The organism is Rhodocaloribacter sp., assembly GCF_056451265.1.
In genome coordinates this window covers 1-20,954 of sequence record NZ_JBWOPL010000073.1, presented here as the reverse complement: position 1 = coordinate 20,954, position 20,954 = coordinate 1, and the positions used below count along the sequence as shown (strand labels likewise).

At 63.2% G+C, this 20,954-nt stretch carries 19 protein-coding genes; 8 read left to right on the top strand and 11 right to left on the bottom strand.

Annotated features, from left to right (window positions below):
- Window positions 1-99: 99 nt before the first annotated feature.
- Window positions 100-3,060, top strand: a complete 2,961-nt coding sequence (gene uvrA / locus AC1HIY_RS13415; RefSeq protein WP_479577257.1) for an excinuclease ABC subunit UvrA — start codon at window positions 100-102, stop codon at window positions 3,058-3,060.
- A gap of 7 nt (window positions 3,061-3,067) precedes the next feature.
- Here the strand turns inward: uvrA and AC1HIY_RS13410 are convergent, their stop codons facing one another.
- Together AC1HIY_RS13410 and AC1HIY_RS13405 are read right to left on the bottom strand one after the other, a co-directional pair.
- A complete protein-coding gene (locus AC1HIY_RS13410; RefSeq protein WP_456430127.1) occupies window positions 3,068-3,328 on the bottom strand; it encodes a DUF2442 domain-containing protein in 261 nt (86 codons plus the stop codon).
- A 7-nt stretch (window positions 3,329-3,335) separates the two neighbouring features.
- Entirely contained in the window at window positions 3,336-3,608 is a 273-nt protein-coding gene (locus tag AC1HIY_RS13405) for a DUF4160 domain-containing protein (protein WP_479577256.1), read from the bottom strand.
- 152 nt (window positions 3,609-3,760) lie between these two features.
- Here AC1HIY_RS13405 and AC1HIY_RS13400 point away from each other — a divergent pair, with 152 nt between their 5' ends.
- Complete coding sequence (locus AC1HIY_RS13400) at window positions 3,761-4,321, top strand: Uma2 family endonuclease (protein WP_479577255.1); 561 nt, start codon at window positions 3,761-3,763, stop codon at window positions 4,319-4,321.
- Between the two features lie 1,084 nt (window positions 4,322-5,405).
- Here the strand turns inward: AC1HIY_RS13400 and AC1HIY_RS13395 are convergent.
- The 3 genes from AC1HIY_RS13395 to porX are packed head-to-tail and all read right to left on the bottom strand — an operon-like array spanning window position 5,406 to window position 8,777.
- Entirely contained in the window at window positions 5,406-6,719 is a 1,314-nt protein-coding gene (locus tag AC1HIY_RS13395) for a bifunctional folylpolyglutamate synthase/dihydrofolate synthase (protein ID WP_479577254.1), read from the bottom strand.
- Window positions 6,716-7,183: a tRNA (adenosine(37)-N6)-threonylcarbamoyltransferase complex ATPase subunit type 1 TsaE gene (gene tsaE, locus AC1HIY_RS13390; RefSeq protein WP_479577253.1), complete on the bottom strand. Its 468-nt coding sequence runs from the start codon at window positions 7,181-7,183 to the stop codon at window positions 6,716-6,718. Before tsaE ends, AC1HIY_RS13395 begins: the two co-directional genes overlap by 4 nt.
- A 22-nt stretch (window positions 7,184-7,205) precedes the next feature.
- Window positions 7,206-8,777, bottom strand: a complete 1,572-nt coding sequence (gene porX / locus AC1HIY_RS13385) for a T9SS response regulator signal transducer PorX (protein WP_479577252.1) — start codon at window positions 8,775-8,777, stop codon at window positions 7,206-7,208.
- A gap of 273 nt (window positions 8,778-9,050) precedes the next feature.
- Between porX and AC1HIY_RS13380 the strand changes: the two genes are divergently transcribed.
- The 3 genes from AC1HIY_RS13380 to trmB all read left to right on the top strand — a co-directional run bounded on the left by AC1HIY_RS13380 (window position 9,051) and on the right by trmB (window position 11,766).
- Window positions 9,051-9,557: a ferritin gene (locus AC1HIY_RS13380; RefSeq protein ID WP_479577251.1), complete on the top strand. Its 507-nt coding sequence runs from the start codon at window positions 9,051-9,053 to the stop codon at window positions 9,555-9,557.
- A gap of 24 nt (window positions 9,558-9,581) precedes the next feature.
- Window positions 9,582-10,703, top strand: a complete 1,122-nt coding sequence (locus AC1HIY_RS13375; protein WP_479577250.1) for a carboxylate--amine ligase — start codon at window positions 9,582-9,584, stop codon at window positions 10,701-10,703.
- A gap of 121 nt (window positions 10,704-10,824) precedes the next feature.
- Entirely contained in the window at window positions 10,825-11,766 is a 942-nt protein-coding gene (trmB, locus tag AC1HIY_RS13370; protein ID WP_479577249.1) for a tRNA (guanosine(46)-N7)-methyltransferase TrmB, read from the top strand.
- Here the strand turns inward: trmB and AC1HIY_RS13365 are convergent.
- From AC1HIY_RS13365 to AC1HIY_RS13355, 3 genes are read right to left on the bottom strand one after another with little or no spacing between them, the layout of a single operon-like run.
- Window positions 11,763-12,125, bottom strand: coding sequence for a type II CBASS E2 protein (locus AC1HIY_RS13365; RefSeq protein WP_479577258.1), 363 nt, complete (start codon window positions 12,123-12,125; stop codon window positions 11,763-11,765). The two genes, trmB and AC1HIY_RS13365, sit on opposite strands and share 4 nt — an antisense overlap.
- Before the next feature lie 59 nt (window positions 12,126-12,184).
- Window positions 12,185-13,261 carry an SMODS domain-containing nucleotidyltransferase gene (locus AC1HIY_RS13360; protein WP_479577248.1) on the bottom strand — a complete coding sequence of 359 codons (1,077 nt, stop codon included), beginning with the start codon at window positions 13,259-13,261 and terminating at the stop codon, window positions 12,185-12,187.
- Window positions 13,252-14,238 carry a CBASS cGAMP-activated phospholipase gene (locus tag AC1HIY_RS13355; protein ID WP_479577247.1) on the bottom strand — a complete coding sequence of 329 codons (987 nt, stop codon included), beginning with the start codon at window positions 14,236-14,238 and terminating at the stop codon, window positions 13,252-13,254. Before AC1HIY_RS13355 ends, AC1HIY_RS13360 begins: the two co-directional genes overlap by 10 nt.
- A 475-nt stretch (window positions 14,239-14,713) precedes the next feature.
- Here AC1HIY_RS13355 and AC1HIY_RS13350 point away from each other — a divergent pair, with 475 nt between their 5' ends.
- Window positions 14,714-15,100 carry a helix-turn-helix domain-containing protein gene (locus AC1HIY_RS13350; protein WP_479577246.1) on the top strand — a complete coding sequence of 129 codons (387 nt, stop codon included), beginning with the start codon at window positions 14,714-14,716 and terminating at the stop codon, window positions 15,098-15,100.
- A gap of 19 nt (window positions 15,101-15,119) precedes the next feature.
- Window positions 15,120-15,674 carry an ImmA/IrrE family metallo-endopeptidase gene (locus AC1HIY_RS13345; RefSeq protein WP_479577245.1) on the top strand — a complete coding sequence of 185 codons (555 nt, stop codon included), beginning with the start codon at window positions 15,120-15,122 and terminating at the stop codon, window positions 15,672-15,674.
- Between the two features lie 83 nt (window positions 15,675-15,757).
- Here AC1HIY_RS13345 and accC read toward each other — a convergent pair whose 3' ends face one another.
- The gene (gene accC / locus AC1HIY_RS13340) at window positions 15,758-17,263 is read right to left on the bottom strand and encodes an acetyl-CoA carboxylase biotin carboxylase subunit (protein ID WP_479577244.1); all 1,506 of its coding nucleotides are present in this window, start codon (window positions 17,261-17,263) and stop codon (window positions 15,758-15,760) included.
- 132 nt (window positions 17,264-17,395) lie between these two features.
- Here accC and AC1HIY_RS13335 point away from each other — a divergent pair, with 132 nt between their 5' ends.
- The gene (locus tag AC1HIY_RS13335) at window positions 17,396-18,343 is read left to right on the top strand and encodes a DnaJ C-terminal domain-containing protein (RefSeq protein WP_479577243.1); all 948 of its coding nucleotides are present in this window, start codon (window positions 17,396-17,398) and stop codon (window positions 18,341-18,343) included.
- Window positions 18,344-18,349: 6 nt separating this feature from the next.
- Here the strand turns inward: AC1HIY_RS13335 and AC1HIY_RS13330 are convergent, their stop codons facing one another.
- The gene (locus AC1HIY_RS13330) at window positions 18,350-19,684 is read right to left on the bottom strand and encodes a hypothetical protein (RefSeq protein ID WP_479577242.1); all 1,335 of its coding nucleotides are present in this window, start codon (window positions 19,682-19,684) and stop codon (window positions 18,350-18,352) included.
- Window positions 19,685-19,896: 212 nt separating this feature from the next.
- Entirely contained in the window at window positions 19,897-20,709 is an 813-nt protein-coding gene (locus AC1HIY_RS13325) for a hypothetical protein (protein ID WP_479577241.1), read from the bottom strand.
- Window positions 20,710-20,954: the final 245 nt, after the last annotated feature.

The following is a 20,954-nucleotide window of genomic DNA, read 5'->3' as shown; positions in this document are numbered from 1 at the left end:
CCGAAACGAAACGTTGCCGCCGGGGTATGAGCCTTTCGCATGTGCCAGGCATGTGCATCCTCCCTCTTCCCGGTGGCGACGAACGGACCGACCTCCCGCATGAACGAACGGATCATCATTCGCGGCGCGCGCGAGCACAACCTCCGGAACATCGACCTCGACATCCCCCGAAACCGGCTCGTCGTCATTACGGGGCTGAGCGGCTCGGGCAAGTCCAGCCTCGCCTTCGACACCATCTATGCGGAAGGGCAGCGGCGGTACATGGAGAGCCTCTCCGCCTACGCCCGGCAGTTCCTCGGCATGATGGAGCGCCCGGACGTGGACTTCATCGACGGCCTCAGCCCGGTCATCGCCATCGAGCAAAAGACCGTCAGCCGCAACCCGCGCTCGACCGTGGGCACCGTCACCGAGATCTACGACTTCCTCCGCCTGCTCTTCGCCCGCGCGGGCACGCCGTATTCGCACGTCTCCGGCCGGCCCATGCGGAAGCAGTCCGACGACGAGATCATCGACGGCATCCTCGCCTTCCCCGAGGGCGCGCGGGTGATCCTCCTCGCGCCGGTGGTGAAAGGGCGGAAGGGGCATTATCGCGAGCTCTTCGAGCAGATCGCCCGGCAGGGGTTCGAGCGCGTCCGCATCGACGGCGAGCTTCGGGAGATTACGAAGGGGATGAAGATCGACCGGTACCGGACGCACGACATCGAGGTGGTGGTGGACCGGCTCGTGATCAAGCCGGGGCTGCGGACGCGCGTGAGCCGGTCCGTGGAGACGGCGCTCGGCATGGGCGGGGGCGTGCTCATCGCCGCCGTGCTCGGGGCGGACGGCGCGATGACCGACCACACCTTCAGCCGTCACCTGTTCGATCCCGAAAGCGGGCTCTCGTACGACGAGCCCTCGCCGAACACGTTCTCCTTCAACTCGCCCTACGGCGCGTGCCCGGTGTGCAACGGCCTCGGCGCGAAGCGCGAGATCGAACCGGCGCTCGTCGTCCCCGACGCATCGAAGAGCATCGCCGGGGGCGGCCTGGCCCCGCTCGGCAAGCCGCGCGACGTGTGGATCTTCAGCCAGCTCCGCGCCGTCGCCGAGGCATACGGCTTCGACTTCGACACCCCGCTCGAACGCCTCGCCCCCGAGCACCTCGCCGTCCTCCTCGAAGGCGCGGGCGACCGACAGTTCGACATCGTCTACCGGTACAAGAACCGCGAGGTGCGTTACCAGCACCGGTTCGACGGCGTGTACGGCCACCTCCGGCACACGCACGCGCACAGCACCTCGGCGGGGCAGCGGAAGTGGGCCGAGGCGTACATGCGCCCGATGCCGTGCCGCGCCTGCGGCGGCGGGCGGCTCAAGCCGGAGAGCCTCGCCTACCGCATCGGCGACAAAAACATCGCCGAGCTCGTGGCGATGGACCTCGTCTCGCTCCGGCGTTTCTTCGACGAGGTGACGTTCACCGACCGGCAGGCCCTCATCGCCCGGCCCATCGTCAAGGAGATCCGCGAGCGGCTCGACTTCATGCTCAACGTGGGCGTGGGCTATCTCAACCTCGACCGCGCAGCGCGCACGCTCTCCGGCGGCGAGAGCCAGCGCATCCGCCTGGCCACGCAGATCGGCACCCAGCTCACGGGCGTCCTCTACGTGCTCGACGAGCCGTCGATCGGCCTCCACCCGCGCGACAACCACCGCCTCATCGACTCGCTCGAACAGCTCCGCGACCTCGGCAACTCGGTCCTCGTAGTCGAGCACGACCGGGAGATGATCGAGGCGGCGGACTTCGTGGTGGACCTCGGCCCCGGCGCGGGCGAGCACGGCGGGCGCGTCCTCGGCGCGGCCCCTCCGGCGGAACTGCCCCCGGCCCGCAACGGATACGCGAGCCTGACGACGGCGTACCTCCGGGGCGAGCAACGCATCGCCGTCCCGAAGGCACGGCGCCCGGGCAACGGCGCGCGCCTCGTCCTCCACGGCGCCACCGGGCACAACCTCAAAGGCGACACGCTCACGCTTCCGCTCGGCACGTTCCTCTGCGTCACCGGCGTGTCGGGCTCGGGCAAGTCGAGCCTCATCAACCAGACGCTCTACCCGATCCTCGCCAACCGCTTCCACAAAGCCCGCAAGGTCCCGCTCCCGTACGACCGCATCGAAGGCACGGAGCACATCGACAAGGTCATCGACATCGACCAGAGCCCCATCGGGCGAACGCCGCGCTCGAACCCGGCCACGTACACGGGCCTCTTCACCCACATCCGCGACCTCTTCGCGCAGCTTCCCGAGGCGAAAATCCGGGGCTATAAGGCGGGGCGCTTCTCGTTCAACGTGAAGGGCGGGCGGTGCGAGACGTGCAAGGGCGCGGGCATCGTCAAGCTGGAGATGAACTTCCTCCCGGACGTGTACGTGGCCTGCGAGACGTGCCGGGGGCGGCGGTACAACGCGGAGACGCTCGACGTCCGGTATAAAGGCAAGAACATCGCCGACGTGCTCGAGATGACCGTGGCGGAGGCGCTCGCCTTCTTCGAGCAGGTGCCGCGCATCGCGCGGAAGCTCCGCACCCTCGACTCGGTGGGCCTCGGATACATCCGCCTCGGGCAGCAGGCGACCACCATCTCCGGCGGCGAGGCGCAGCGCGTCAAGCTGGCCCGCGAGCTCTCCCGCCCCGGCACGGGCTCGACGCTCTACCTCCTCGACGAGCCGACCACGGGCCTCCACTTCGAAGACATCCGCCACCTCCTGCTCGTCCTTCAGGCACTCGTCGACAAGGGCAACACGGTGCTCGTGATCGAGCACAACATGGACATCGTCAAGGTGGCCGACCACGTCGTCGACCTCGGCCCCGAGGGCGGCGAAGCGGGTGGACGCATCCTCTTTGCGGGCACGCCGGAAGCCCTCGCCGAGACGGACACGCACACGGCCCGATACCTCCGCGAAGAGCTCGAACGCTCGGCCCGCGCCCCCGACACCGAAGCGCCCGGGACCGTGGACCTCGACGCCCTCACCGCCGACGACGACGAACCGAACGACCTCCTCGATGCGGAAGAAGAGGCCGAAGAAGGCGAGACGGTGGCGTGATGGAGTGCTATGCGACCTCGGCCGGCAACGGCGTCGACTTTTCGTAGAGCATGTCGTACGCGAGATCACGCTCGCCGGGCCACTGAAGCGAACCATAGACGACCGCTGCCTGCCGGAACAATCCGAGGTCCCGCAGCGCGCGAAAGACTTCAGCCTGAAGGTACGGTTTGAGATCAAACAGGCGACGCTCCCCACTGGCAAAAGTCAGCGTCAACGTGTAGTCGTCATGCGGCTGAACCGCAACAATTTTCGGGGTCTCTGAATGCATCCTTCTCTCAATCAATGCGCGTGATCGTGTTGCCTCGTACGGCTTTGCCCCATCGCTCCATTAACGCTTCGTCATTGAGTTCGATCCAAGCCCGCACCTTGCGAAGAACCCGGTTAGGCAGTGTGCCCTCCAACAGTTCACCCCCCGGAATTGCAATGACGGCTTCTTCGTCCCCATACATGACGTGAACGTGGGGGCGATTATGCCGACCTTCATCGAAATAGTAAAGGTGCACAATGATGCCGAACCGCTTGAGCAGGTATTCGGAGATATTCGGCATTGTGAAATCGGATCGTCGGCGAGATCGCTTTGAAGATAACCAAAACAGCCTTGAAATTTGCCCCGAGGCCGAAGAAGGCGAGACGGTGGCGTGACGCGGCGAAACATCGCGGCGGCCCGGCGCGTGTGTGAAGAAAAAGCCCCTCGAAGACTATGATCACCGAGCGTCCTCCCGTCAAATTCACCTATGAAGACTACCTCCTCATCCCTGGGGACGGGAAGCGCCATGAGATCATCGACGGAGAAGAATACGTGGCTCCCGCTCCCAACACCCGACATCAAAGGCTCGTCGGACGCCTGTTCTTTTATCTGACCGCCTATCTCCAAAACGCCGACCAGGGCGAGGTTTTCGTCGCCCCCATCGACGTGATCCTCTCCGACATCGACGTCGTGCAGCCCGATGTCCTCTTCGTGGCGAAAGAGCACGCGGACCGCATCGGCGAGCACGGCATCACGGGCGCGCCGGACCTCATCGTGGAGGTGCTCTCCGAGGGCAACCGCCGCCACGACGAGGTGCGCAAACGCAAGCTCTACGAACGGAGCGGGGTGGCGGAATACTGGATCGTGGACCCGGAGCTGGAGACGGTGAAGGTCTACCGGATGACGGACCGGGGCTACGTGCGGGCGGCGGAGCGGAGCCGAGAGGCCGGGGACGCCGTCGCCTCGCCGATGCTGCCGGGCTTCACGCTCGCCCTCGACGCGCTCTTCGCGTGAGTTCATCGTAGCCCGGCGCCGGGAGTGCTACCGAGCATCCGCATCCGAAAGTCCCGGCCGGTACGCCCGAAGGTCACGCTTCGCTGCTTCACTCCCGAGTTCGGCAATCAATAAAGGATCCACTTTCGTGCACATAGTATCCGCCCCACATATTATCAATCCACATCATCATGCAACTCACATCTTATTTCCGGGCCAGTGATGCTACTTGAACTGGGGCATAAGTTGCAGAACGAACAATGACGTCGTTATTACTAACTGCGTTTTGGGAAACTCGCGCAATCGAAACACCGAAACTGACGACCATAGAATCGGGGCCGTCAAATATTATTTCGCTTTTGACTCCATTGAAAGAAATTACTGCTTTGAGCGTTAGTCCTTTTGAAGATGACATCTCAGATATTTTATCCAAAATTATTTCCCGGACAATCTCAAGAGAAGCCTCGTCACCCTCTAAAGCCAAAGATAAGGTCTCATCATATTATGTAGAAGAAACTTCGATCTCGAGACTTGACCTGGAAACCATATTACCGGCCCCGGTGCTCGCTATGATGAAGCGATATTTGACTGATCTCTCCGAAGAATAGTGGATCCTCATCGACCCTGATTCCACCGGTCCACCCGGGCGGCCATCCCCGCACGACCGACATCCGACGCGTCCTCAAGGTCTATCATTTATCTCGACAAAAAAGACCACATCTGACGCAACCTGCCATACAAGCCACACAATCACAATATAGTACGCCTATTTCGCCCTCGGGCGACGCCGGCGGCCGGATCCTCTTCGCCGGCACGCCCGACGCCCTGGCCGCCACCGACACGCATACCGGCCGCCACCTCCGCGACGAGCTCGCCCGCGCCGCCCGCCTCACCGCCGCCGACGACGAACCCGACAACGATGAGGTGATCGAGGACGAAGCGGAAGAGGCGGGCCAGACGGTGGCGTGAAGGGGGGCACGGGCGCGCCGGATCTCATCATGGAGGGGCGCTACGAGCGGCGCGGGTTCGTGTGGGAACGCTTTTCCGACGGGAGCGCCTGTTCAAAGAGGCCGGGTTCACGTTCGTCGTTTTCGCGATGCCTCCCCTACCTCAAGGGACGCCCCTCAGCGTGACGCCCCAACGCCGCGACGCACAGGTGCGAACCCGTCACGAGAAGGACGTCGTTCGGGCGGGCGCGGGTGCGAAAGCGGGCGAGGCCGCCCGCGACGCCGCCTTCCTCGGCGACGGCGACGCCGTGGGCGCGCAGTTCGGCGGACAGTTCGTCGACGGGCCGCGCGCGTTCGACCTCGAGCCGCGCGGGGAAGACGGTGGCTCCGGCGGCGGCGAGAAGGGGCGCCATACGGCCGAGGTCTTTGTCGCGCATCACGCCGAAGAGCACGTACAACCGTCCCCCGGGCGGACGCACGGCCCGGAGGTACGCCAGCGCGACGGCGAGGCCCTCGGCGTTGTGCGCCACGTCGGCGACGATCATCGGCTCCGTTTGAAGCACTTCCAGCCGCCCGCGCAGCCCGGCAAGCGCCCGCACATCCCACAGGCCCGCCCGCACGGCCTCGGCGGCATTCGGACGGGCGTCGAAGAGCAGTTCGGAGGCCCGGAGCGCGAGAGCGGCGTTGCGGGCCTGATGCGCGCCCGGCAGCCCGACGCGGAGGTCGTCATACGTACCCGCCGGGGTGCGCGCGTGAAACGCGGTATGGTCGCGCGCGGAGCGGACGTCCCACAGGCGCACCTCCTCCGGGACGGCGTGAAACGGCGCCCCGCGTTCCTCCGCCGTCGCACCGATCACGCCGAGCGCTTCCGGCCGGTCCGTTCCGGCGAGCACCGGGACGCCGGGCTTGACGATGCCCGCCTTCTCCCGGGCGATTTCAGGGAGCGTCTCGCCGAGGAGCGCGCCGTGGTCGTGGCCGATGTGGGTGATGACGCAAAGGCGGGGCCGGAGAATGTTCGTCGCATCGAGGCGGCCGCCGAGACCCACCTCCACCACGGCGAGGTCCACGCCGGCTTCGGCGAAGTACAGGAAGCTCAGCGCGGTGACGGCCTCGAAGAAGCTTGGCGCGATGCGGTCCATGGCCGGGCGGAAGCGCGTCACGGCTTCGGCGAGCCAGGCGTCGGGGGCGGGTGCGCCGTCGAGGCGCATGCGCTCGGTGAGACGGAAGAGGTGGGGCGAGGTGTGGAGGCCGACGCGCCGCCCCGTGGCCGTGGCGACGGCCGCGAGCATGGAAGCCGTCGAGCCCTTGCCGTTCGTTCCGGCCACGTGCACACTCGCGAAGGCCTCGTGCGGGCGCCCCATCGCCGCCGTCAACGCCTCGATGCGGGCGAGCCCCGGACGATATGCCGCGTCGCCGTACTTGGCATAGCGCGGGCGCGCCAGCAGATAGGCGCAGGCTTCGTCGAAGGTCATGGCTCCTTCGCTCGTGCGAGCGCGATCCGCCGTCGGTCGTCGCCGAGGTGGGTGAGGCGCAGGCCAAGCGCCTCTTCCGGCAGCAACGGCGCGATGCGTTCCGGCCACTCGATCAGGCACAAGCCCTCACCGAAGAAATACTCCTCGTATCCGAACTCGAAGAACTCGTCGAGGCTCCGGATACGGTAGGCGTCGATATGGAAAATCGGGAAGGCGCGTCCGGCGTATTCATTGACGAGCGTGAACGTCGGGCTGTTGACCGCCTCCGGCGGCACGCCGAAGGCCGAGGCGATGCCCTTGACGAGTTGCGTCTTGCCCGCGCCGAGGTCGCCGAAAAGGGCCACCGTCAGGCCGGGACCGAAGGCCTCGGCCAGCCTCGCGCCGAGCGCGCGCGTCTCCGCCGCCGAGGACGTCTCGGCGGGCAAAAGGCCGTGGAGGCGGGCAGGGACCGGTGGATGGGTCATGGACGTCGGAGGCGGCGGACGGCTATCGCTTCGGGCGCATCGTAATCACGGGCAGGATCATCTCTTCGAGCGAAGCGCCGCCGTGCTGCATCGTGTCGCGATAGCGGTTGAGGTAGTGGTGGTAGTTCGTCGGATAAACGAAATAGTAGTCTTCCTTGGCAATGATAAAGTTCGTATTGATGTTCGTGCGCGGGAGCCCGTATTGCTCCGGGTCTTTGACGAAGATGGCGTGGCGCGAGTCGCACTTGAGGTTCCGCCCGTACTTGTAGCGGAGCGCCGTCGAGGTCTCGCGGTCGCCGATGACCTTCGTGGCGTGGAGGCTGCGAACGGCGCCGTGGTCGGTGGTGATGACGATGGTGCAATCGGCCGCGGCGAGTTCCTGAAAGGCCTGATAGAGCCACGAATGTTCGAACCACGTGCGGGTAAGCGCGCGATAGGCCCGCTCGTCCGGAGCGATCTCCTTGAGCACGTCGGAGTCGGAACGGCTGTGCGCGAGGATGTCGACGAAGTTGACGACGACGGCGCTGAGGTCGTTTTGCGGAAACTCGTCCACGTGCGCGGCAAACTCGCGCCCGTCCCGCGTGCCGATGAGCTTTTCGTACCGGAGGCTCACCTCGTTGTAATGCCTGCGCCGGAGCAGTTCCCGGAGGAACGCCTCCTCGTTGCGGTTGCGGCTGTGCTCGTCGTCTTCGCCCTCGGCCCATATTTTCGGGAAATGCCGGGCGAGGTCGCGCGGGAGCAGGCCGCTGAAGATGGCGTTGCGCGAATAGGGCGTGGCCGTCGGGAGGATCGAATAGTGAAACGCCTTCTCCATGTCGAAGAGCGGATAGAGAAGCTGTTCAAACTCCAGCCACTGATCGTAGCGCATACAGTCGATGACGAAGAAAAGCACCGGGCGACCCTTTTCGAGCTGCGGGAGGACGAACTGCGGGACGACCTCGTGCGAGAGCACCGGGCGATGCGCGTCCGGCGGCGTATCCACCGAGGCGATCCACTCCGGGTACTCCTCTTCGACGTATCGCCCGAAGGCGCGGTTGGCTTCGTGAAACTGGTCTTCGAGCACCTGCCGCACGTTCTCGTCGCCTTCGAGCTCGAGGTCGTACCGGACGAGCTTCATATACAGGTCGACCCACTCCTCGTGCGAGAGCGGCTCCATCAACGCCCGCGTGATCTCGTTGAAGGACTGGAGGTAATTTTGCGAGGCTTTCTCGTTGCGCAGGCGCGTGCGTTCGAGCAGGCGTTTGCACGTGAGCAAGACCTGGCTCGGATTGACCGGCTTCGTGAGGTAGTCGCTGATCTGACCGCCGAGGGCTTCCTCCATGATGCGCTCCTCCTCGCTCTTTGTGATCATCACCACCGGAACCTCGGGCGAGAGGTGCTTGATCTGTGAGAGCGTTTCGAGCCCGCCCATGCCGGGCATTTGCTCGTCGAGGAGCACCACGTCGTAGCGCTGTCCCCTGACCTTCTCGACGGCGTCCGAGCCGTTGGTCACGCTCGTGACGTCATAGCCTTTCGATTCGAGAAAGAGGATGTGGGGGCGCAGCAGATCGATCTCGTCGTCCGCCCAGAGAATACGCGATACAGGATGGTTCATATAGCCGTGTCAGGGTTTCGTGCCGGGTGAAGGAGAATACCGGGTGTAGCAAAGAGGATCGTAACGATTCGGCTCGAAAAGCGCTCCTGAGGGCTCGTGAAGAGGGATGTGGGAAGGATCGGATCACAGGCTTGTACCCTCGCCGAGGGCTTTGGTTCAAGGCGCCGCGCCGTTCCGAAGCCGCGGGCCTTCCGGGGAAAACATACGCGCGCGACGAGCGTTCCAGCGGCAGTATTTTGATGTGAATCACCACCCAGACAGGAGACACGACCCATGAAAAAGAAGATACAAGACGCCGTCAACGATCAGATCCGCGCCGAGTTCGAGTCCGCGTATCTGTACCTGGCCATGTCGGCGCGTTTCGAGGCGCTCAACCTGCGCGGTTTTGCGCACTGGATGCGGATGCAGTGGGAAGAGGAGACGCAACACGCCCTCAAGTTTTTCGACTTTCTCATCCGCCGCGGCGGCACGCCCGAACTGAAAACCATCTCGAAGCCCGAGACTTCCTTCGACACGGCGCTCGAAGCCTTCGAAGAGGTGCTCAGGCACGAGCAGTACATCACCGGGCGTATCCACGAACTCTTCGAACTGGCGCGCAAGGAGCACGACTATCCGCTTCAGATGCTCCTCCACTGGTTCATCGACGAGCAGGTGGAAGAGGAGGAGGTGGCTCAGGAAGTCATCGACAGCCTGAGCCTGATCGAGGGGGAAGGCCCCGGACTCTTCATGCTCGACCGCGAGCTGGGGCAGCGCCAACCCGGCAATAAGGCGGAAGCCTGATCGACCTCTTCGTAAAACCGGCCCATGTCCGACTTTTCCGTCCTCGTTCTCGATGGCGAGCGCGGGTTCGCCCGGCTCGTGATCGCGTGTCTGGCGGCGGCGGGCGTGTCGGCGCACGTCCTGGCGCTCGGCGCATGGGCGCCGTCCCGCTTCTCACGGCGGCGAGCCTCGTTCCACGCGTACGAGGGCGGCGACGAAGCGTATCCGGGAGCGATCCGCCGGACCGTCGAGAAGACGGGGGCGGACGTGGTGCTCGCGGTCAAAGAGGAGACGGTGCGGCTGCTGGCGGCGCACCCCGAAGCGCTGCCGGAGACGGCCCGGGCGGGCTTCGTGCCGTCGGTGGAAGCATTCGACCAGGTGGCGGACAAGGGGCGCCTGGCGATCTTCCTCGCCGAGCAGGGCCTTCCCCATCCCGACACGCTCCTGTGCTCGGATGATGACGCGTTCGCGGAAGGCGTCTCCGGCCTCGCCTTCCCCATCCTCCTCAAGCCGGTGCGCGGGCGCTATGGCGAAGCCATCCGGCGCTTCGAGACACTCGCCGCGCTTCGCGCTTTTCTCCGCACCCATGCGTGTCCGTCCGGGACGTTCATCGCTCAACACTTCGTGCCCGGCTTCGACATCGACTGCAGCGTGCTCTGCCGCGCGGGCGAGGTGCTCGCGCATACCATCCAGAGAGGCATCATTCCCCGTCCGAAGCCGTTCGCGCCGCCGGCGGGCATCGTCTTCGTAGAACACGCGGGGATGCTGGCAGTGGTGCGGCGGCTGATGCGGGCGCTCCGGTGGAACGGCGTGGCGCACATAGACCTGCGATGCGATCCGGAGGGACGTCCCTGGATAATCGAGGTCAACCCGCGATACTGGGGCAGCCTGCTCGGCTCGCTTGCGGCGGGGATCAACTTCCCGCTTCTGGCGTGCCGCTCGGCGCTGGGCCATACGTTCGCGCCGCCGGCCTGCCGCCCGGTGCGGTACGTGGCGGCGGGCGCGGCGCTCCGGGTATGGCGACGACCCCGAAGCCTGCGCCCCGCGCTCAGGTGGGCGGAGACGGAGTGGCCCTATCTCCTCCGCGATCCGCTTCCGAAAGCGATTCAAACGATGCGGCGGGGACTTCCGTCCGTCGGGTCTCGCGAACGTTCCGGAGCGACGTGACGGCCCGCCTTCGCGCTTTCTTTGCGCGACGCACGTGGGAACGGCGGGGGCAGAACCGCGTTTCGGCGTATCTCCGTCGTCGTCGAGTCGTGCCCCCCTTTTTCTCCCACCGCCCCCTCGTATGATCCTTTCCCTCGCGAACCGCGACTTTCCCGCTTCCGCCCGCCGGATCTTCGGACGCGAGGGGCCGCTCGTGCTGGAGGTCGGCTTCGGCGACGGGCGCTTTCTGGCGCATCTGGCGCGGGCGCATCCGGCGTGGAACCTGCTCGGGGCGGAGGTCTCGCCCGCCTCGGTGACGCGCGCCTTCAAGCGGCTCCGGCGCGAGGGGATCACGACCGCGCGGCTCTACAAGGGGCACGGCCGTTTCCTCGTGCGCAACGTGATCCCGCCGCGTGGGCTGCATCGCGTATACGTCAATTTCCCCGACCCGTGGCCCCGGAAACGGCACCACAAGAACCGCCTCCTCCAGGCCGATTTCTTCCGCCTCCTCTCGACGCGCCTTGCAGACGAGGGCGCGCTGTGGCTGACCACCGACCACGCCGAGTACTTCGCCTTCGCCTGCGACGAGGCCCGCACCACCGGGCTTTTCGCCGTCGAGGAGAAGCCGCCTCCCCCCGCGACGCTTCGCACGAAGTACGCGCTGAAGTGGCGGGAGCAGGCGCGTCCGATCCACCATGCGGTCTTCACGAAAACGGCGGAGGCGGACGAACCCTTTGAACCCATTCAGATCTCGAAAGACATGCAGCACGCGCTATTGGAAGGCGACCTGAGCGCCGCCGGCGGCTTCACGAAGCAGGTGCACCGCTTCGCGGGCGGCGTGGTGATCCTCCCCAACGTCTACCGGGAGGTGGAGGGCGAGGGGCTGCTCTTTCCCGCCATCATCGAGGAGGAGGACCTGCGGCAGGAGGTGCTGGTGAAAGCCCGCCCGCACGAGGGCGGTGTGTACGTGGGCCTTCAGCGCTTCGGCGACCCGCTCACGACGAAGGGCGCCGCCGAGGCCGTCCGCGCCGTCACCGAATGGCTCGAAACCCGGGGCCTCCGGCGCGTGGAGACGTGGTTTTAGCCTTTCTTCTCGCTAGCGCGATGTGGTGCTTCCGGACCGAGCCATACGCCTAAATCGAGCCAACTCTCATAGAAATACAACCATGCCGCTGTCCACGGTACTATATATCGGGCGAGGAGACGCCCTTCATGCCACCGAAATAGGCGAGGGTGGAAAAGGCACAATGACCCGTCCGAGTACGTATGAGGAGCGTTTTTGTCTAGGCGCGGTGTACGGACAAAGACCTTGGGTACAAACCCGAAGCGATAATGAATGGAGACTTTGTAGATATCAGAGTCCGGCTTCGGCTGCAGCGTTCCCGAGAAGACATACCGGCCGCAGCGGCCTCGGCACCGGAAGCCGGGAAACAGCCGCCGCATGATGAGCACCTGTACGGCAGGGTTCAGACGCTTTGGACGCAGCCAGCGTAACATCAACGTCAATCCTCCGAACGACCGAAATAACCCCGGTTGTCTCGCATCCGGACACTTCCGCGCTCCAGATTCATACTGATCAGTCCCGAAGCTCCAGTATACAATCCACCGTTCTGCATTGCTTTTGCTACGGCTTTCGCTTCCTCATCTAGTCCCTGGAGCGTTTTTGGGAAGCATCCATCGAAGAGCTTTTTGTCGTTCCAGACTTCGATGGTCAGCTTTTCATCTTTGCATGCGTATGCTTCTTCGGCTAGGGCCGTCGCGTTGGCAAACGTGGTTCGGAACGACGAAACCTCCACCCAACTCCAATTGCGCGCGAGGTTCTCGCCGTCAAGGGACGGGTTTTCGACCACGACCTGCTCGAAAGCGGGAAGATCTTGGAGCCAATCGTTGATAGAGGCCATCGTCTTGACGAGCGCCTCGTCCAGTGATTTATACCGGCCATCCTTCGGCGCGTGGTGTCCGACCAGCGTTGTGAGCACCATCGAGTTTAGTCCGAAGAGGCCACTGCCGGATTGGAGGTTGCGCCAGTACTTCAGAAGCCGAACAATATGGCGCACACGCGCGCAGTGGTTTTGCTGGCGATCATTCAGCCACTTGATGTAGGCGCGAGGATTCGTAGCCGCCCAGTCTGGGGGAATCAGAATCGGATCATCGTTTACCACAGGCTGGTGGGCCGGAAGTACGTCGAGGTGGAAGCGCTGACTATCGGATTCATACTGGACTCGCACACAGCGTTCGCGACGCTCAACCTTTCCTTTATATAGAGGGATGCCGTCGATCATAAGGTAGAGCCAGTCGAGCACACTGGGGCCGTCAAAGAGGTTTCCGTCTTGGTCTTCTAGGTTGAGCGCGAGCACGACATCGACATCATACTCGGCATTCTCGTCACATGGACGAATGACCGTTCCAAGAGGGTATGACCCTTGGAGGTAGGATGTTACATAATATTTTTTTACCTCATCGAGCGCTGTCAGCTTATCTCGGATGGTGGTGTGCGCACTTCGGATGCGGTCTAGACGCGTCTGGTCAAGGTTAATGGTGTCTCGGAGAAAGTTTTCGAAGGATTTTTTCAGTCGCATTTTGTTGATGAAGGAATGGGTGTAAAGGGATCGGATTTATGGTCGAAGAAGCACTGTCGTACTTCGAGTGCTGTGTTCTTCGCCTCATTCTTGGCGAGGTAAATGAGTTGCTTCGTTTTTCCTATGTCGTCCAGATCACATTCCATTGACAAATCAAAGTCGATACGGAGGATTTGTGATTTATCGGAAAGTATATAACCGGCAAGGTTGAGCGCTTGTTGTGATTGCGGTCGCATAAACAAGTCTACGATGTGACGTCCCCATCCCCATAAACCCCATCGACGGTGCGGAAAAAAGGTTTTACTTTCGGACCCGTCAAGCCCAAAAGCCTCCCGACCGGTCCCGATCGAGAGGACACGAATTTCATGTAATCCGTAGCCGAGAAGGATTCCTTCTGCGATGCCGACCATGATCGGTGCATTTGCCCAGATGCCGCCGTCGACGAAGTAGCCGCGGTCGGGAATATGCACAGGCGCAAAGTAGATGGGTGCAGCGGCCGTTGCTGCAGCCACCTTCCACAGCGGGAGGGTAAAGTCACGCTCAAACTTCTCGTGATGCCTCGTCTTGAAGACGACCGTGCGCCCCGTACTTATATTGAAGGCAGGAATACAAACTCGACAATCGACATCACCGAGCTTTGTGTTTTCACCCAGTACACTTCGGAGTTCATCGTGGAGAGGCTCGCTGCGGTACAATGCATCGGAGATGCTGGCGATCTTCTTCGGGAGCCGTGGTCTGCGGCGAGAGAAAATCATTTCGCCCCGCTCTTCGTAAAGCTTCCGTATCTCGGATGCAGGGACTTCACGGGCGAGCGCTGCTGCTATGATACCGCCCGTAGAGGTTCCGGTGATGAGATCAACATAGTGGGAGAGAGGGCTGTCTAATCTCGATTCTAAGTCGGCTAAATAGGCCGCGGTAGCGACACCACGAATGCCACCGCCGTCAAGCGCGAGGACTTTAAAAATATTTTCGCTCATTCATTTACCCTTTTTCCGCTTAGGCGTCTGACTTAACGCGCTGCCAGCCGCTGATTTTGTCGTCTTACTTGTCCTCCCGTCACGCAATGCCTTCGAAGCTGCACGTGCAGCTGTGCTTGACGTTTGCTTCTTGGGTGCTTTTCGCTGCGAGAGGGCACTGCCTGCGGCCGACTTCGAGTTTTGTCCAGTAGAGCTGCTGCGTATGGTCTTCGAAGCATTCGAAGCCGCGCGTTTACCCGTAACCTTTCGATTCTTCGCCATGATGATTCTCTGAGTTTCGCGTGAAGAAGAACAAGCTAGCATCTGAACCTGACATCTGTGCGTCATATGCTCGCCCTGTATCAGGTTTTGATGTGCTCTCAGCAATCGTCGTGCCAATGCAACGATGTTTCATATGTGACACGATACTATTTTGTTTCCTGTATGCGACGGCGTATCTTATGTGCAACATTGTCACACGGAAGTAAGATCTGTCATGGCACACGAGATCGATACTGACAAGCTGGCGGCTTTGCTCAAAGAACGGCGCGGTGAACGGGGTTTGCGTGTCGTGGCGAAGGAGATCGGTGACGTTAGCGCGTCTACCCTCTCGCGTATCGAGCAAGGAAATTTGCCAGACCTCGACACGTTCCTGCGGATTTGCCGGTGGCTCGGTGTCTCGCCGAACTATTTTATGGTTGCTACACCGGACGAGAAAAAGCAGAATGAAACTGCGGAGCCAGCCATGCCCGAGAAAATCGCTGTACACCTGCGTGCGGATCGGACACTAGATCCTAAAACCATTGATGCTATCGTCACAATGGTTCGCTTGGCGTATGAAGCAGCCGAACGGGGAGAACTTGAAGGGGAAAAAGCCTCGTAATAACCTTTAGTTGGTCAACATGCGACGTGGGTTTAAGACGAAGGCAGAGCGGCTGGCTGTCGAACTGCGCCAAGTTCTGAAATTGTCAGCACACGCTCCGCTCCCAGCCCGAAGGCTGGCTCAGCATCTCGGTATATACATTGTGGCACCGGCTAGTATTAAAGGCATGATGCCTGAAGTATTGCGTGAGGTATTACGTCCAGACAACGGGTGGTCGGCGGCTACATTGGCAGATACGTCGCCTCCAATAATTATTTATAATCCCACACACTCCTCTTGGCGCCAACAGAGCGATCTCATGCATGAGATCGCGCACGAACTCGAAGGACACACACCTTCAGGAATCACGTTGCAAGATGGGTTGTTGCTCCGTGACTACGACAAGCATCAGGAAAAAGAAGCTGAATGGCTCGGTGGTTGCTTGCAAATCACACGAGATGGACTTCTATGGGCATTAAGCAGAGGCTGGACGAACGAACAAATCGCAACGCACTTCAACGCAAGCATCGAGATGGTTCGTTTTCGCCGTAATGTAACAGGCGTAGATTATCAACTGAAACGCAGACGACGATAGCTTGATTCAGTATGCCATACATCGAAGATCTGCATAGAATTATTTGATAGCCGTGCATGCAACGCTGCAAAAATCCGAAAGTATCAAGAAAGATGCCGCCGCATTTGCCACCGGCTCGGCGGCGGGGCGGGGGCGTCGCGGACCTCGGCGGCGGTGGGAGCCTCGGCGGCGCGGTAGAGCACGGCGGCCACGGCGGCGGCGCGGTCGAGCGCGGGGTCGTCCGGGGTGAGCGCGGCGGGGTCGAAGTGGTCGGCGACGAAGTGGGTCGAGAGGTCGCCGCGCCGGAACGCCTCGTGCGCCATGACGAAGCGGCAGAAGGGGATCGTGGTGGGCACGCCGGCGACGTCGTACTCGTCGAGGGCGCGCGCCATGCGGCGGACGGCCTCCGCGCGCGTGCGGCCCCACGTGGTCAGCTTCGCGATCATGGGGTCGTAGTGGATCTGCACCTCGCCGCCCTGCTCCACGCCCGCATCCACGCGCACGCCGAAGCCGTCGGGCGGGGCGTGGCGGAGCAGCCGCCCCGGCGCGGGGAGGAAGTTGTTCGCAGGGTCCTCGGCATAGACGCGGCACTCGACGGCGTGCCCGTGCAGGCTGAGCGCCGCCTGCGTATAGCCGAGCGGCGCGCCCTCGGCGATGCGGATCTGCTCGGCCACGAGGTCGAGCCCGGTGACCGCCTCCGTGACGGGATGCTCCACTTGCAGGCGCGTGTTCATCTCCATGAAATAGAAGTTGAGGGCCTCGTCCACGAGGAACTCGACCGTGCCCGCGTTCACGTAGCCGCACGAGCGGGCCGCTTTCACCGCCGCCTGCCCCATACGCGCCCGGACCTCCGGCGTGAGCACCGAAGAGGGGGCTTCCTCGATGACCTTCTGATGCCGCCGCTGGATCGAACACTCGCGTTCGAAGAGGTGCACCACGTTCCCGTGCGCGTCGGCCAGGATCTGGAATTCGATGTGGCGCGGGCGGAGGATGTACTTTTCGAGGAACACGCGTCCGTCGCCGAAGGCCGCCTGCGCCTCGCGCTGCGCCGCCTCCATCGTGCGCGCAAAGTCCTCCGGCGTCTCCACGATGCGCATGCCCTTGCCGCCGCCGCCCGCCGCCGCCTTGACGAGCACCGGATAGCCGATTTCCCCGGCGAGACGCGCCGCCGCTTCGAGGTCCTCCACGGCGTCCGTCGTGCCGGGGGCCATCGGGACGCCCGCCGCCTCCATGAGCCGCCGCGCCGCCGTCTTGTCCCCCATGGCGCGGATCGCCGCCGCCGGAGGCCCGATGAACACGATGCCCGCCGCCTCGCATGCCTCGGCGAAATCGGCATTCTCCGAGAGAAAGCCATACCCCGGATGGATCGCGTCCGCCCCGCTCTTTCGGGCCGCTTCGAGGATCTTTTCGGGCACGAGGTACGAGAGCGCCGACGGCGCGGGACCGATCCGATACGCCTCGTCGGCAAGGCGGACGTGCGGCGCGGTCCGGTCGGCGTCGGAAAAGACCGCCACCGTCGCGATGCCGTGCTCCCGGCACGTGCGGATGATGCGGACGGCGATTTCGCCCCGGTTAGCGATGAGAACCTTTTGTATGCGCCGGTGTGTCATGTTGGGGAAGCCGGAGATTTCGAGAAAGAGTAACTTTTCACCGGATGCGACGGAATACGGAAGCGGACGCCGCCGTCGCGGCGGGCGTCCCGAAGTTAAGCCCCCGCGACGACAATTGGAGAAGGACGGGCGATGCCGGACCACAAAGACTACTATAAAATCCTCGGAATCTCGGAGCACGCAAGCGCGGACGAGATCAAGAAAGCCTATCGCAAGCTGGCGCGGAAATACCACCCGGACCGCAATCCGGGCGACGCCAGAGCCGAGGAACGCTTCAAGGAGGTTCAGGAGGCGTACGAGGTGCTCTCCGACCCCGGCAAACGCAAGAACTATGACCGGATGCGGAAGAATCCGGCTTTCGGAAGCATCTTCGGCGATACGTACACCACGCAGAACGGCGGGCGGTATTACCGTGCCCCTGACGGCACGTACGTCCACGTGGACACGAAGGGCGGCGGCAGTGGCGGCGGAGGCTTCGGCTTCGGCGATCTCTTCGGCGACCTCGGCGATCTGTTCAAGGGCGTCTTCACCGGCGGCGAGCCGCAGACCGCCGGGGCCCCTGGAACCGCCGCAGACCTCGACCGCCGGACGACGGTGCGATTGCCGTTCAAAAAAGCGCTCGAAGGCGGAAAGGTCGAGGTGACGCTCCCCGACGGAAAGAAGGCGCGCATCGCCTATCCGAAGGGCGTCTCGGACGGATATAAGGTGCGCCTGCGCGGGCGCGGCGGGGCCGGGCCCGGCGGGCAGCGCGGCGATTTCTACGTGACGTTCGAGGTGAGGCCGCATCCCCGCTTCCGCCGCGAGGGCAACGACCTGTACACGAAGGTGGCGGTCAACGCCTTCGAAGCCATGCTCGGCACAACGCGCCACATCACGAATGCCTACGGCAAACGCATCAAGCTGACCATCCCCAAGGGCACACAACCCGGCGACAAGCTTCGCCTGCGCGGGCAGGGCGTGGTCACGGACAAGGGGACCGGCGATCTGTACGTCGAGATCGAAGTGACCATTCCGAAAAACCTCTCCGCCGAACAGGAAGTCCTCCTCCGCAAAGCCGCCGAGCGCGCCGGGCTGATCTGACGCATCTCACGGGCGGCGGAACGTGACGGCGAGGCCGAACTGTGCGCCGCCTCCGGCGAAGTCGTATCCCCCCTGAAGGAGCACGGGTCCGGCCCGGGCCACCGCGCCGAGGGAGACGCTCGGCGACAGGTCGACGGCGTCGCCGTGCTCTTCGGCCCACACGCCGAGGCCAACGGCGGGCTGTATGGGTGCGCGGAACAGGTCAAAGAAGCCGAAGAGCTGCCCCACGAGCCGCTCCGGTTCGTTCCCCGCGCCGAGGACCGCCTCGTTGACGGCGACCTGAAGGAGCATGCCCCACCGCGCCCGCGCGAAGCCGGAGGCCAGCCCGATGGGGGCGCGCTCGTGGCCGAAGAGCCCGACCGTCCCGCCCGCCACGGCGATCAGCCCGACGGCCGCCGCGCCCGCGAGCGCTGCCGGAAGCAGTTGTTCGTCTTCATTGTCATCGTCTTTCTTCTTCTTTCCGAGGCCGTCGAAGAGGCCGCCGCGTTTGCCGTCGCGTTTGGCGGCGTTCTCGTCGCCCGTGTGCTCGTCGTCCGCGCCGGAGGCATTGCCCCGGTCGTCGTCGCGGGGTTTGTCGCGGGTGCGCTCCGAGGAGCCGTCGAGGTCTCGCCCCACGTCGCCGCGGCGCGGGCGATGCGGGCCGGTGGCCACGCGCGGCGACGTGGGGCGGCGGCCTTTGACGATCACCCATATCGTCCGGTCCGGGACGTAGATCGTCGTGCGCGCGGGGGGACGGGGGCGGGGCGTCACCGTCACGTCCCGCTCGTCTGCGTCGGAGGCGGCGAAGGCGATGCGGAGAACCTCCATGTTCCGCAGTTCGAAACCTTCGCGGAAGTGCCGGCGGGCGGTCTCGGCGTCGCCGTCGGCGAAGAGGGTCTCCCACGCGAGATCGGCGCCCTCGAACGGGTAGACGTACGGCGCGGGGCCGAGCGCCATGCCGTCCACCGAGATGATGAGTTCCGTCACCCGTTTGCCCCCCACGAAAACGTCGGCGCGGACGTCGAGGGCGGCGAGGCGGACATCGTCGGGCAGGGCGTCGTACGGCACGCGCACGCCGTTGAGGATGCCCTCGTCGCCAGGCGTCCACGCGAGCGCGAAGGTCATCACGGGGCGATCATCGGTCACACCGTACGCGTATTCGAGCATGAGCGTGTCGAGGAAAGGGAGCACATCGAGGTCGGCGAAGGGTTCGAGCGTTCGGCCTGCGTCGAGGAGCGCGCGCGGCCAGTCCGTCAGCCGGAGCGCGCCTTTTCGAAGCGACGAAGGTTGCGCGAAGCACGCCGTTGCGCCGAAGAGGACGGCGACGAGGAGAAGGGCAAAAGAGGAACGGACGCGGCGCATCGATACACACAGGCTTTCTTCACGGACGGATCCGTCTTATAAGCCGCACACAGACCGGGAAAGGTGACGGTCGAAGGACCCCTCGCATTGTATCTGAGAATCGCCGGGGGATGACACGGCTCGTCTCCATCGTGTGCGGGGAAAACGCATCTACATTGCGTTACGACGGGTCAGGTCATGGGGCGCCGAAAGACGTGACGCGCGCGCTTCGCTCACGTTCTAGAATGGTTGCGACGGGTCGTCCCGACCTCCGGTTCGGTGTGATTCTCCCTTTCATGTATTTGCAAAAGAGGATCCTTCTTTTCGGCCTGCGCCCGGCCCGCATCCGTCTCCTTCAAAACCACTTCAGCCTGCGGCTTTTTTCTACCGGCGATGAGGTCCAGTTCAGTTACCATCCGTTGGAGTTTTTCCAATCCTTTATCGAGGTGTTTGCGAAGCGCCCATCGCCCGACCAAAAACGCAAGCCCCGTGGCCATCAGCGTAAACGCCACTCCGGGAACGGCCGATAACTCCAGGAATTCAGACGCAAAGAAAACTGACGCGATGGCAACTAACGGCACGGGGATGTAAAACGGAACGGCGGTCAAGGGCCCGTTCCACCTGACATTGATCTTCGTTTTCCCGCTGTCTTTGAGGGCGGTTACCTGAGCAGTATTCGTTGTGCCCCACGGAGAGCTCCACTCATAAACGGATTCCCGGGTAGTGACCTCTCCTTTGGACTGGAAGAAATCGCGGATGGCAATGAGCATCTCCTCCCACTGACCAGCCCCTATTTCGCCCTCCACCAAAACCTGACTATGGAACGAGAATGGCCCTCCCCAGAATTTACGTTCGCGCCTTCTGGAGTCCCCTTCAATTTCAGCGACAGCCCGTGCAATTTGTTCTGGATCAATTCCCACATCCGATGCGAGTTGACGCAATTCATCAATGGACAACCCCATGACGGCATCAGCGTCATCCGATGAAGAGTTTTCGGCGGCTTTTTTAAGGATTGCGCCAATCTCCTTCCTATCGTACAGTTTCATATATCTTCTCCGCGAGTGCTTTTGGCGCCAATACGGATGAATGCACCCGGAGGTGCGTTTTTCTTCCACGTTAATTTGCCGTGTCACATCCAACAACCCATGCACGACGACCACAAACGACCCTACCCCTCCGACCCCTGCGGGGCCACCTCCCCTTCATAAGGGGAGGTCTCCCATGCCTGCATGAACCGCCTTCCGACGCCTCCAATACACTCCATAACCCTCCCCCTTGTCAAGGGGGAATC